The following is a 12,518-nucleotide window of genomic DNA, read 5'->3' as shown; positions in this document are numbered from 1 at the left end:
GCCGATCGCCGCGTGCGCGGCCTGCTTTCCGCCCCGCTCGTCACGATCACGGCCTCAGCGGGAGCGTGCCGAGCGGGGTGGATTGCGCACGGATCGGCAGCCGCACCGTGAAGACGGTGCCGCGCCCCAGCTCGCTGTCCACGCTCACCGTGCCACCGTGTGCATCGACGATCGTCTTGACGATGGTCAGCCCGATTCCCACGCCCTGGATCGCGGCGTCGCGGGCGTCTCGCGCCCTGAAGAAGCGGTCGAAGAGCCGAGCCTGATCCGACTTGCTGATGCCGCGGCCGTTGTCGGCGACCGAGATCACGACGGACTCGCCGTCGAACTCGAGCCGCACCAGGATCCGTCCGCCTTCCGCGGTGTACTTGGACGCGTTCGAGATGAGGTTGTCCACGACCTGCTTGATCCGGCCGCGATCGAGGTGCACGAGCACCGTGCTGTTCGGGATGTGCAGCTCGAGCGTCTGGTGTACGGCCTCGACGACAGGGCGGAACGTGGTGGCGGACTGCGTCAGCAGAGCGGCCAGGTCGATGGGCTCGATGCGCAGAGCGAGGTCGCTCGTGCTCGTGCTGAGCAGGTCTCGGATGAGCCCCAGCATCTGCTCGGCGCTGTGCTGGATGGTGCGGAACTCCTTGCCGAATCCGAGCGCCTCGACGTCGAAGCCGTCGTCGATGAGGTCGAGATAGCCGACGATCGAGGTGAGCGGGGTGCGCAGCTCGTGCGACACGGTCGCGAGGTACTCCTCGCGGATCTCGATCGCGTTCGCCAGGTCGGTCACGTCGTAGGTCACGACGGCCGATCCGAGTCTTTCGCCGTCCGGCCGGGTGATCGTGTGCGCCTCTGTGACGACCGCGCGCTGCTCGCCTCGCGGGTCGCCGATCCAGTAGATGAGTCCCCGTTCGTCGCCCTCGAGAGTCTCGGCGAGGATGTTCTTGCCCTGCTTCACCTGCGTGTGCCTGTCGGACGCGTACACGTGGTTGCTGCGGCCGGTCTGCGGGTCGAATCCGGTGAGCGTGAGCAGTCGCGCGAGCATCCGGTTGTGCAGAACCGGCCGGTTCTCGGTGTCGTAGAACAGCACGCCGACGTTCACCGCGTCGGCCACCGACCGCACCACGACGCCAAGATCGCCCATCTCGTCGACGAGACGCTGAAGCTCGGCCGACGTCGTGCGCAGCTCTGTCTCGGTGCGCTGCTGCCGCTCGCTCAACCAGAGCTCGGAGACCGCTCGGGCGGTCTGGGTCGCGACGAACGCGACGAGCGAGCGCTCGAACGACGTGCGCCGCGGCGCCCCTGCGCCGTCCGCCAGGACGAGGGCGCCCTTCGCCCCTCCGTTCGGCTGAACGGGCGCGAGGATGCCACGCAGCGCGTCCGGCCCGAACAGTCCGCCCACGAGCGCTGAACCGTCCTCGACGGAGAACTCGACGGCGGGACCGTCGGCGGTCCTGCCGGCGTGCGAGGTCGCGGCGTCCGAGATCTGTGCACTCCGCGAGCGCAGCCGATCCGCGACTGCCGCATCCGGATCCGACGCTCCGCCCGGAGACACCCAGATCACGGGGTGCGCCCCGCCATCGGCGTCCGGGTCAGCTGGAAGAAGCACGACGGCGGCCTGCGCCTTGAACACCGAGCGGATGCCATCGCTCGCGATCCGCGCAAGGTCCGTCGCGGTCCCGGCGGCATGCACCTGGGACGCGAGAGCCATGGCCCGGTTGCGCAGGTCCTCCGCCTGCGCCAGCTCGTCCCGCCTGCGGCGTGCACGCTCGCGCAGAAGGCTCACCCGGATGTCGAGCTGCTGCTGCACATCCGCTACCAGGATGTAGTCGCGGTGCACAGACGACACGAGGATCTCCGGGTCGAGGTCGTCCAGCGATTCGGCGACGACGATCACCGGGCTCCTGGTCGGAGCCTCGGACGGGTCCCGAATGACGACGGCCGCCGACCCGAATCCGGCGGCGGCCGCAGCCCGATCGACCGCCTCCGCAGCGCGTGCGGTGAGAGCGCAGATGGACACGACGGGCCCGTCGTCCTCGACGGGCACCGCGGACGCACGGTGCCGGTGCAACGGCTCGGCCATCGGGTTCCTCTCTCTGGGCGTCGTGTGACCTCCGTTCAGGATCGCAGCACACCGCCCCGTCATGGAGAACCGACTCAACGATCGCGGATGCGGCATGGCAGCTGAGCCAGCCTGCGCCGTGCTTTCCATTCTCCTGAGGGACTCTTGAGGCGTCCCCGCGGTCATCCTGTCAGCTGAGAGGAGACACTGGAGTGATCGCAGCGATGCGGCAAGGATGTGGGGGCGCCCTCAACCCGAATGAAGGCGCCCCCTCCCCCCTTGTCCAAAGACGTGCCTCAACCCGAATGTGGCCCGTCATCACGGCGCGCGGCGCCTGTGTGGAGCCTTCAGGCTACGGGAATTCCTGCCAGTTATCGAGTCTTTCCACCGATATCGTCCGCTCGGATGACACGCAACGCGTCGTTCTCCGCCGCTTGCGGTACCGCGAGCGGCGGGTCTCCCGGGCTATTCGCGCGGCGCCGCGAGGCGGTATCCCACGCCGCGCACCGTCTCGATGAGGTAGGGGGCTGCTGCGTTGTCCTCGAGCTTCTTGCGCAGATTCCCGATGTGCACCTCGACACCGCGCCGGTCCGCATCGCTGACGTAGGGGTTGGCGACGTAGGCGTCACCGCGCAGGATGCGCGCCAGATCGTCCTTGCGGCGCACCGTCCGTCCGGACTGGAGCAGTGCCTGCAGCAGTTCGAACTCACTCCGGGTGAGGTCCAGCTCGCGACCCTCTCTGCGGACGATGTGCGTGGCCGGATCCAGGATCACGCCGTTGTGCTCCAGCACGGCGGCCGGCGACGGGACCGCAGCCTCTGAGGCCCCGTCCGTCTCTGGCACGACGGGTGCGACATCCGTCGACCCGCCCGGCGCACCCTCGACGACGCGCGGCCGACGGAGCATGGCCTCGGCCCGGGCGCGCAGCTCACGGGGACGAAACGGCTTGAGCACGTAGTCGTCGGCGCCGGCCCCGAGCCCCTGCAGGGCGTCGATCTCCTCGTCGCGCGCAGTGAGCATGATGATGTACGCGCTGCTGATAGCACGGATGCGTTTCGCGGTCTCGAAGCCGTCCATCCCCGGCATGCTGACGTCGAGAGTCACCAGGATCGGATCGCACTCGGCGACCTGCTCCACCCCGTCGGTGCCGTTGGACACGGTGATGACCTCAAGGCCCATCTGCTCCAGCACGAGGCCGATCAGCCCGCGGATCCCGTCGTCGTCCTCGATGACGACCGCGTGTCCGCCCCCGATCGATGCCATGTTCGAAGCGTAGCAATCGGGCGGCTGCCGACGGCGCCCGAGCCCGCCGTCAGGACGCCGGAAGGGGGCGCACGAGTTCCTCGAGACCCTCGAACCGGCCGTCGGCGGCGAGAGAGGCGAAGACGAACACCTCTTGGGCGAGAACGGATCCGTCTCGCTGCGTCACCCGGATGACGTGCCGCTCGGCATACGCGGACCCCTGCACCAGCTCGACGACGACCTCGATCTCGACGCGATCCACGAACGCACGCAGCTGCGTCATCTGCTCGGCGAAGGCCGCGCGGTCGATCCACTCGCCTCCCGTGCTCTGGCGGTAGTCGTCGGTGAAGTGGCGCTGCAGCACGGATTCGACGGAGAGGTCGCCCTCACCGAGCAACTCGTGCAGCGCCGCAGAGATCGAGGGCATTGAAGGTCCTTCGGGAGCGATACTGCGTGGCTTCGATCACCGTACCGCGTTCGCCGGATCTCGCCTGACCCCCGCCAGGGGGCCAGTTTCGCCCCCGGCCAGGGCCCCGTCGAAGGCGGGTCGATCAGCTCCGAGGGGCGAGCGGGACCTCGATCGGGAGCACCGTCCAGTGCCGATCGGCGGCGACGGTCAACATGGCCGGATCGGATCCGACGACGACGGGGTCCGTCACCCGCTCGAGCAGCGGCAGGTCGCTCGGATGGTCGCCGTATCCCCAGCTGCGCGCACCGTCTCCGAGGGCACGCAGGTAGTCCTCGACGGCCTGCCGCTTGTCGTCGCCGATCATCGCCTGGCTGATGCGGCCGGTGTAGCGGCCGTCCTCGACCTCGAGCTCCGTGCAGTACAGGCGATCGACGCCGAGCGCATCGCCCAGCGCGCGCAGCGGACCGTCGAAGGACCCGGACACGAGCACGACGTGCTCGCCAGCCGCTTGATGGTCGCGGAGCAACTGCAGCACGTTGTCCCGGAAGAAGCCGGGCGCAGCGGAGACCTCCGCGTACCAGGTGCGTCCGGCTTCGAGCACCTGTTCCTCCGGCTGACCGGCCCAGATCGCGAAGTACCGGCGGTTGAACTCGGTGCGATCCAGCTCGAGCACCTGATCCCGCAGCTCGCGGAGCCGCTCCAGCGAGATCATCGTCGGCACGAGCTTCAGGTAGTACATCAGGAACGACTCGAGGGTGCGAACGGACACCAACGTCTCGTCGACATCGAAGAACGCGACGCCCCGGGGAACGGACACTCGGCTCACTCTCCTCACGGCCGTCGGGGCACATCCGCGGCTCGGCCGGTCCGACGGTAACACGCGGATGTGCCGTTGGCGCCCGCGCTCAGCCCTCCTGCGGCGGCGTCGGCTCGCCCAGGGAGAGCATCAGCCGGTTCGCCCAGTTGAAGAAGGCCGCGCCGTGGATGACGTCGGCGATCGCGAGGTCGTCGAGACCCGCCTCGCGCAGCTGTCGGATGTTCTCGGCATCGAACTCGCCGGGCGTTTTCGTCAGGGCCACCGAGGCGTCGATCGTTGCGCGCCACTGCGGGTCGTCCTGCGGTGCGGAGGTGCCATCATCCAGGAGCCGCTGCACGTCGTCGGGACGCTTCGACTTCTGCGATGCGAACCGGGAGTGCACGGAGGCGCAGAACAGGCATCCGTTCGTGCGCGATGCCGCGGCCGCCGACAGCTCGCGCTGGGCGCGCGTGAGCCCGCCTTTCTCGTTGTAGAAGATGTCGTTGTCGGTCCGCGTGCGGGCACCGAGGATGTCGGGATCGCGCACCAGCAGCCGGAAGTACGGGCTGTTCGCGCGGCCCTTGTCGACGAGACCGACGTAGTGCCGCTCGGTGAGCTCCTCAAGCGGCAACGGCTCGAGCCAGGCCTCCCAGCCGAGCTGTGCCTGCGTGAAGACGTTCGGTGCCTGGAACGTGTGCCGGATGACCTGCTCTCCCGACGACGTCGCCTGGTCGGACAGCTTCTGCGCGTCCGATCCCGTCGTGTCGTTCGGCGCAACGGTGTCGTTCGGCGCAACGGGGCCGTTCGATGCAACGGTGTCGCTCATCGCAGTTCTCCCTTCAAGACGGCGAGCCCGGCGACCACCCGGAGCTGGAAGTTCAGGAACGACACGAGCTGTGAGAGCGTGACGATCCCGGTCGTGTCCCAGCCGGCATCCAGCAGGGCCTGCAGCGCGTCGGCTGACGCGTCGCGCGGGCGGTACGTGAGCAGGTGGGTGTGTTCGAGGGCGGCCGTCAGGCGCGTGCCGACGGCAGCGACCAGTTCGGGTGACGCGCTCCAGTGCGGCCCAGGCGTGTTCTCGACCGAGAGCGGACCCTCGGGGTAATCGCCGTACGGTCCCGTGGTCACGGCACCGGGGAGGGCACCCTCCAGAGCCGCGAGCGTCACGGGCGAGGCGGCCGCGAGGAGGTCGCGGTAGTGCGCCACGGTGTCGCTCTGCGCGAGGGCGATGGCCCAGTACGCGACGGCCAGACGCTCCAGCCGGCTGACGTGCTGCAGCTCGTCGGAGTGGAACAGTGCGTCGTAGCTGGCCTGCGCGTTCCGTTTCGCGTCGGGACGCTGGACGCGCAGCTCGAAGACGGGATCGCCCTCCTGCACCCCCACGAGTTGGTCGATGACATCGATGGTCATGAGCTTCCTTTCGTGTTCACTGATCTGCCGCCGCCGAGCTGAACCACCGCTGGTTGGACAAAGGGCCGGTTGCGACAAGCTCAACCGGCGGTTGCGGAGGCGGGCACCCAGCCGAGCTCGGGCGCGACACGCTCGGCCGTGAGCTCCAGCGAGCGCAGCACCACCGCGTGCGGCGGGTCGACCGGGTGCGGCTGGAAGACGATGTCGGTCGCGATCGGCAGGATCGGGTCGTCCCGCAGGGTGGACAGCACCTGCTCTGGCGTGCCGATGTGCAGGTCCAGGTAGGCGGCGAGGTCGAGCTCGTCGACGTCATCGGGAACGACGACGTCCTGCGCCCGCAGGGTGGGCAGCGAACGTGCGATGCCGTGCGCGCGCCAGCGGGCGGCGTCTTCTTCGGTGTCGACCACGAGCACGGATCGGGATGCCATCACTCGAGGTTCGACTCCGTCCGGGAGTGCCGCGGTGTAGGCGTCGACGATGGCGACCTGATCCGCTGCCGAACCGTGACCCGTGTACTCCTTGCGCGGCTGCGTGCGGGAGAGCATGAGGCCGTGACCTTCACGCCCGATGCGCTCGGCGCCCGACACGGAGAACGTCGCCTCCCAGAGCGTGTCGGCCAACCCCGGTGCCGGCGGGTAGAGTGCACCGCCGTCGCTCGTGAGGACGTCGCCGTTCAACGCACGCAACAGTGTCTCCTTGTGCGCGGCGTAGATGGCCGGCCGGTCGGCCGGGTCGTGGCCGAAGGGCGGGAACGAGGACGACGTGCCACCGGATCCGATGCCGATCTCGAGCCGTCCGTCGGAGAGCAGCGACAGCACAGCGGCATCCTCGGCGACGCGGAGCGGAGCCTCCAGCGGCAGCGTGACGATGCCCGTGGCGAGCACAATGCGGGAGGTCTGCGCCGCCGCCTGCGCAAGCAGCACGAACGGGGACGGCAGGCCGCCCTCATCTCGGTGGAAGTGGTGCTGCGCGACCCACACCGTGTCGAACCCGAGCTCCTCTGCACGCACGAACTGCGCGAGCGCGTTGCGGTAGCGCTCGACGGGGCTCACGTCGTCGAGCAGTCGGGTGAAGAAGCCGAGCCGTGGTGTGGTCATTGCGTGTTTCCCTTTCCGAGGTAGGCCTCTTGGATCTCCGGGTTGTCCAGCAGCTCACGCGCACTGCCCTGCAGCACGATGGCGCCGGTCGCCAGCACATAGCCCCTGGATGCGATGGACAGCGCCAGCTCCGCCTGTTGCTCCACGAAGAGCACGGCAACGCCGAGCTCCGTGTTGATGCGCACGATCTCGTCGAGCACCTGGTCGACCAGCTTGGGCGAGAGTCCCATGGTGGGCTCGTCCATGCAGATGAGCTTGGGACGGCTCATCAGCGCGCGGGCGAAGGCGAGCATCTGCTGCTCGCCGCCGGAGAGTGTGCCGGCCTCCTGCCTGCGACGTTCGGCGAGGCGGGGAAAGTGGTCGCGCATCCGCTCGAGGTCTTCTGCCACCCCCGCCCGATCCGAGCGCGTGTACGCACCGGCGAGCAGGTTCTCATCCACCGTCAGCTGCGGGAAGACACGCCGCGCCTCCGGCACCGAGGCGATGCCCGCCTTCACCCGGTGTCTCGTCGACGCCTTCGTGATGTCACGGCCGGCGAAGTGCACGGAGCCCGATTTCACACTGGTGAGTCCGAGGATGGTCTTCATCGTCGTGGACTTGCCGCTCGCGTTGCCGCCGAGCAGCGACACGATCTCGCCGTCGCCGACGGTGAGCGTGTTGCCGCGCAGCGCATGGAACGGCCCGTAGTAGACGTTGACGTCGTCGAGGCGCAGCAGGTCGTCCGTCACGTCAGGTCCTCCCCGCCGAGCCCGCGCCGTCGTCCGAGGTACGCCTCGATGACGGCGGGGTCGCGACGGACGGCATCCGGCTTGCCCTGTGCGATGATGCGCCCGCCGTCCATCACGATGATGCGATCGGAGACCGTCATCACCAGGTCGAGCTTGTGCTCGACGAGGAGGATGGCCTGGCCGTCCGCCTTGAGCTGCAACAGCTGCTCGAGCACCTCCGCCGTCTCCGACTGGTTCATGCCGGCGGTCGGCTCGTCGAGGACGAGCAGCTTCGGCTTCAACGCGAGGGCACGTGCGATCTCGGTGCGTCGCCGGTTGGCGTAGCTCAGCGTGTAGGCGGGATCGTCTCGACGCGGGCCGAGGCGGGCCTCGAACCGCTGGATCTCCTCCGCGACCGTCGCGTCGATCGCCGTGCGTTCCCTGCGCGCGCCCGGCGTTCCGAAGATCGCGACGAACAGTTCGGCGAGGAGCGGGATCCAGCGCAGCAGGAACAGGTGGGAGAGGCTGCGGAAGGGCCGGCTCGCCCGCAGGGTCGAGTGGATGCCGACCTCGATGTTGTCGGCGACCGACAGCGTCGCGAACACGCGTCCGTTCTGGAACGTGCGCGCGACGCCGTCCTCTGCGATGCGCGCGGTGTCCGCGTGTCCGATGTCCCGGCCGTCCAGCACGATGGTGCCGCCGTTGGCCTTGATGGTTCCGGTCACCAGGTTGAGGGTCGTCGTCTTGCCGGATCCGTTGGGTCCGATGATCGACACCACCTCGTGCGGCGCCACGCTGAACGTGATCCCGTCGACCGCCTTGAGGCCCTCGAAGTGACGCTCCAGAGCCGTCACCTCGAGAAGCGTCTCCGCCACGGTTGCGCCCGCGGGCACACTGACATCCCGGCCAGATGCATCCGGGCCGCCGGAGGCTCGGCCGTTGGTGCGCTCGTCGTCGCTCATGAGTTCCTCACCAGGATCCCACCGGGCCGGAACCTCAGCGCGAGGATGAGCACCAGCCCGTAGACGATGATCCGCAGTTCGTCGGTGAAGCGCAGCGCCTCCAGCCCGCCGATCAGGATGATCGCGCCGACGACCGCGCCGTACGGCAGGTTCACCCCTCCGAGGATGACGATCGTCACCACAACCAGAGACATGAGCATCGAGAAGATCGTCGTGTCGATGTAGGTGTACTGGTGCGCCAAGAGGGATCCGCCGATGCCGGCGAAGAACGCCGAAATGGCGAAGGCGAGCGCCTTGTAGTCCCGCACCCGGACACCGGATGCCAGTGCCGCCACCTCGTCCGCCCCGACGGAGGAGATCACCCGGCCGAGGTGCGATCGCCGGATCCGCCACATCACCAGCAGCGTGAGCACGAGCACGCCGAAGTCGATGAAGTAGAAGTCCTGGGCCGAGAACAGCACGGTGCCGCCGATCTGCGGCCACGGGATCCCCTGGATCCCCGTCGGGATCACCAGCTGGATCACGGCAACGATCGCGATGCCAAGGCCGAGCGTGGCGATGGAGATGTAGTGACCCTTCACACCCCAGATCGGAGACGCCAGGATCGAGGCGATGATCGCGGCCACGAGCCCTGCGATCGGCAGCGCGAGCCAGAACGACACGTGCAGGTACAACGTGATCAGCGCCGAGGTGTAGGCGCCGATCGCGATCGGTCCAGCCTGACCGAGCGCCATCACGCCCGCCTGTCCCGCCGTCACCGTGAAGCCGGCCGCGATGATGGCGTAGACCAGCACCTGGGTTCCGGTGCTCAGGATGTAGTCGTTGGAGACCAGAGGGATGACGATCCCGCCGACCACGAACGCGATGGGCCACACCCACTTCGGAATCCGGATGGGTCGCCCCTTGCCGAGGAACGTCCCGGTGAGCGGCTCGCTGGAGATGAGCGGAACCTTGCCTAACAGTCCGCCCGGCCGCACGATCAGCACGACGATCAGGATGACGAACACGATGATCTGGTCGGCGCTGCCGCCGAAGAGGTAGATGCCGAACGACTCGAGGATGCCCAGCGCGAATCCGCCGATGACGGCACCGACCAGCGAGCCCAGCCCGCCGAGCGTGGCAGCCACGAAAGCCGTCATCCCGGTGTTGATGCCGGAGGTGGGATCCGCGACGCCGACGTACAGCGCGATGAAGATGCCGGCGAGTCCGCCGAGCGCCGAGGCGATCACGAAGGACAGGTTCTGCACCGCGCCGACGGGGATGCCCATCTGCAGCGCGGCTTCCTGGTCCTGCGCCGTCGCGCGGATGCCGCGCCCCACCTTGCCGTACTTCAAGAAGAGCGACATGACCACCATGACGACGGCGGTGATGCCGAGCATGACGATGTCCGCCGTGCCGAAGCGCATGTTGCCGATGTGCAGGTTCGAGGTCGGCAGCACCTGCGGGAACACCCGCGAGTTGGCACCGAACAGCGTCTGCGAGGTGTTGTCGAGGATCAGCGACACCGCATAGGTGGAGAGCATCGCCGCCAGCGGCAGGAACTTGGCGAGCGGCCGCACGACCGCGACGTTGATCGCGAGTCCGAGCGCTGCACAGATGAGGAGGACGAGCGGAAGGGCGAGCCAGAAGGACAGGCCCAGCTTCGCGACGAAGAACCAGGTGAGCATGGCGCCCAGCCCGAAGAACGAGAACTGGGCGAAGTTCACGACGTTCATGACGCCGAAGACGAGGGAGATACCGACGGCTCCGAGGGCGTAGACGTTCCCTCGGAGCACGCCGGCGATCAGCGTGTCAAGCATGGATGCGTGTGTCTGCTTCGGCGATCAGCCGTTGTAGACGACCCACTTGCCGCCCTTCAGGATGGTCGGGGTCAGGTGAGGAGAGGCGACGCGACGCGTGGACGGGTCGAACGTGATCTTTCCGTACACGACGCTCGGAACGTCCTTGATCTCCCCGAAGCCCTTGAGGATTCCCTCGCGCGTGATGCCGCCCTTCTTGGCCGCGGCGACCGCCACGTTCAGCGCGTCGTAGGCGCCGGCCTCGAAGCTCGTGACATCCGACTCGTTCGGGTACTTCTTCGTGAACGCCTTCACGAACGCCTTCACATTCGGATCGGAGCTCGTCTCGACGAACTCGCTTCCGATCACGGATCCCTCCGCCGCCGACGTGCCGTCGAAGGACTCTTCGTCCTGACCGCCGTAGAAGGTTCCGTCGTAGCCGATGGCGCGAAGCTGGGTGACGATCTTCGCGGAGTCGGGGCCGTATCCGATGTGCACGAACGCCTGCGGCTTGTCTGCCACCGCCTTGATGAGCGAGGGCTTGTAGTCGTCGGACGTGTCGAGAACGCCCTCGGCATCCGTGATCTTCAGGCCGATCTTCTTGGCCTCCGCCTGGAACGCCTGATAGGCCGGGATGCCCCAGTCAGCGGTGTTCAGGTACGTCACGCCGACCGACTTGACGCCCTGCTTCTTGATGTAGTCGGCCGTCCACTTGTACGAGTCGCTCGTCGTGATGGACGTCGACCACTGGTACTGCGTGCCCTTCGCCGTGAAGTCGGGGTTGGAGTTGTTGAAGCCGTACTGCAGCAGCTTGCCCGCCGTGTAGATGGGCGACGCCGGGATCGATGCCGCAGACGAGTAGTCGCCGAACACGAGCACGACGCTCGAGTCGCCCACGAACTTCTGGGCCACCGGCACTGACTGCTTCGGGTCGGACTGGGAATCCTCGTACTTCAGCGCCACCGGATGCCCGTTGATGCCGCCGTTCGCATTCACCTGCTCGGCGGCGAGGTCGAACGCCTCCTTGAACTGCTGGCCGTACTGCGCATACTGACCGGTCTCGGCGGCGGACACACCGAAGTACACCGTGCTCTTCGACGAGGATCCGCTGGTGGACGACGCCGTCGCCGTACCGCTGCACGCCGCGAGGCCCATCGCCATGAGACCGGCGATGGAGACGACGGCTGTGCGTTGAATGAGCTTCTTCATGGTGACTTCCTCTTCGTGTCGGTGGTGCCGGCCGCCTCATCGATCGCGTCGGCGACGATGGTGCGCGGGGTATCCGCCACGAATGTGTGGCCTCCACTCGACACGGCGAAGTCGCTGTGGCCATGCTGATGCGGATGATCGGACGCCCACGCGACGGTGCGTGCACGATGGGGGCGACAAGCGCTCGCCCTCGGGTAGCGCCACACTATTGAGGCCGCCGCCCGACCCACACGTCACCGGTAACAGACGGGAATCGAGAGCAACAGTCCGTCATCTGGGAATGCGGAGCGGACCGCCAGGTCCCGCCCCCGCAACCGACGCAACCGACGGTCAGCCTGCTGGCGGTGTGAAGCGCAGCACGTTCGTGTCGCGGCGCACGAATCCGACGGATTCGTACAGCCTCAGCGCCGACTCCCGCGACGGCCTCGAGGTGAGGTCCAGGGTGCGGACGCCGCGCTGGGTCGCGAGGTGCGTCATCCGCTCGAGCAACGCGCGCGCGATGCCTCTGCCCCGCAGGGATGCGTCGACGACGACGTCCTCGACGTGCCCGCGGAGACCGGACGGAAGCGGGAACGTGACGAGGGTGGCCATGCCGACGATCCTGCCCTCGACCCGCACGACGAGCAGCTCCGTCGCATCGTGGTCGACGATCGCGGCGAGACGGTCCGGATCGAACGTCGTGGTGGTCGAAAGCTGGCCGAGGAGCGCGGCGATGTCGCGCGCGTCGTCATCCGAGAGGGCGGAAAGGATGTCGATGTCCGGATGCGAGTCGCTCACCCCAGAAATCTACCGGGCGGCACCCCAACGCTCCGACGACCGAGCGACGTCGACGCCACGTGCTGCGGCATCCGCCGC

Annotated in this window: 12 protein-coding genes; all 12 read right to left on the bottom strand. The window is 67.9% G+C overall.

The genetic code is table 11. The features are described 5' to 3' along the window. Window positions 1–46 precede the first annotated feature (46 nt). Window positions 47–2,074, bottom strand: coding sequence for a sensor histidine kinase (locus tag ACX9R5_RS06075; RefSeq protein WP_459408101.1), 2,028 nt, complete (start codon window positions 2,072–2,074; stop codon window positions 47–49). A 444-nt stretch (window positions 2,075–2,518) separates the two neighbouring features. Further along, window positions 2,519–3,316 (bottom strand): response regulator transcription factor, encoded by a 798-nt coding sequence (locus tag ACX9R5_RS06070; RefSeq protein WP_459408100.1) that lies wholly within the window; start codon window positions 3,314–3,316, stop codon window positions 2,519–2,521. A 49-nt stretch (window positions 3,317–3,365) separates the two neighbouring features. After that, on the bottom strand, window positions 3,366–3,722 hold the full coding sequence (locus ACX9R5_RS06065) for a hypothetical protein (RefSeq protein WP_459408099.1): 357 nt from the start codon (window positions 3,720–3,722) through the stop codon (window positions 3,366–3,368). 124 nt (window positions 3,723–3,846) lie between these two features. Next, window positions 3,847–4,521 carry an HAD family hydrolase gene (locus tag ACX9R5_RS06060; protein ID WP_459408098.1) on the bottom strand — a complete coding sequence of 225 codons (675 nt, stop codon included), beginning with the start codon at window positions 4,519–4,521 and terminating at the stop codon, window positions 3,847–3,849. An 88-nt stretch (window positions 4,522–4,609) separates the two neighbouring features. Continuing rightward, window positions 4,610–5,326 (bottom strand): alkylhydroperoxidase domain protein, encoded by a 717-nt coding sequence (locus ACX9R5_RS06055; protein WP_459408097.1) that lies wholly within the window; start codon window positions 5,324–5,326, stop codon window positions 4,610–4,612. Then, entirely contained in the window at window positions 5,323–5,910 is a 588-nt protein-coding gene (locus tag ACX9R5_RS06050) for a CMD domain protein (RefSeq protein ID WP_459408096.1), read from the bottom strand. The genes ACX9R5_RS06055 and ACX9R5_RS06050 overlap by 4 nt, the downstream gene beginning before the upstream one ends. A gap of 80 nt (window positions 5,911–5,990) precedes the next feature. After that, entirely contained in the window at window positions 5,991–7,007 is a 1,017-nt protein-coding gene (locus tag ACX9R5_RS06045) for a putative FMN-dependent luciferase-like monooxygenase (RefSeq protein ID WP_459408095.1), read from the bottom strand. Then, on the bottom strand, window positions 7,004–7,735 hold the full coding sequence (locus tag ACX9R5_RS06040) for an ABC transporter ATP-binding protein (RefSeq protein ID WP_459408094.1): 732 nt from the start codon (window positions 7,733–7,735) through the stop codon (window positions 7,004–7,006). Before ACX9R5_RS06040 ends, ACX9R5_RS06045 begins: the two co-directional genes overlap by 4 nt. Further along, window positions 7,732–8,676: an ABC transporter ATP-binding protein gene (locus ACX9R5_RS06035; RefSeq protein WP_459408093.1), complete on the bottom strand. Its 945-nt coding sequence runs from the start codon at window positions 8,674–8,676 to the stop codon at window positions 7,732–7,734. The genes ACX9R5_RS06040 and ACX9R5_RS06035 overlap by 4 nt, the downstream gene beginning before the upstream one ends. Further along, window positions 8,673–10,475, bottom strand: a complete 1,803-nt coding sequence (locus tag ACX9R5_RS06030) for an ABC transporter permease (protein ID WP_459408092.1) — start codon at window positions 10,473–10,475, stop codon at window positions 8,673–8,675. The genes ACX9R5_RS06035 and ACX9R5_RS06030 overlap by 4 nt, the downstream gene beginning before the upstream one ends. 24 nt (window positions 10,476–10,499) lie before the next feature. Continuing rightward, window positions 10,500–11,663: an ABC transporter substrate-binding protein gene (locus ACX9R5_RS06025; protein ID WP_459408091.1), complete on the bottom strand. Its 1,164-nt coding sequence runs from the start codon at window positions 11,661–11,663 to the stop codon at window positions 10,500–10,502. 330 nt (window positions 11,664–11,993) lie between these two features. Then, on the bottom strand, window positions 11,994–12,440 hold the full coding sequence (locus ACX9R5_RS06020; RefSeq protein ID WP_459408090.1) for a GNAT family N-acetyltransferase: 447 nt from the start codon (window positions 12,438–12,440) through the stop codon (window positions 11,994–11,996). Window positions 12,441–12,518: the final 78 nt, after the last annotated feature.

The organism is Rathayibacter sp. CAU 1779 (assembly GCF_054551755.1).
Note: the sequence above shows the minus strand (reverse complement) of the source record. Positions and strands in the feature narration are given on the sequence as shown.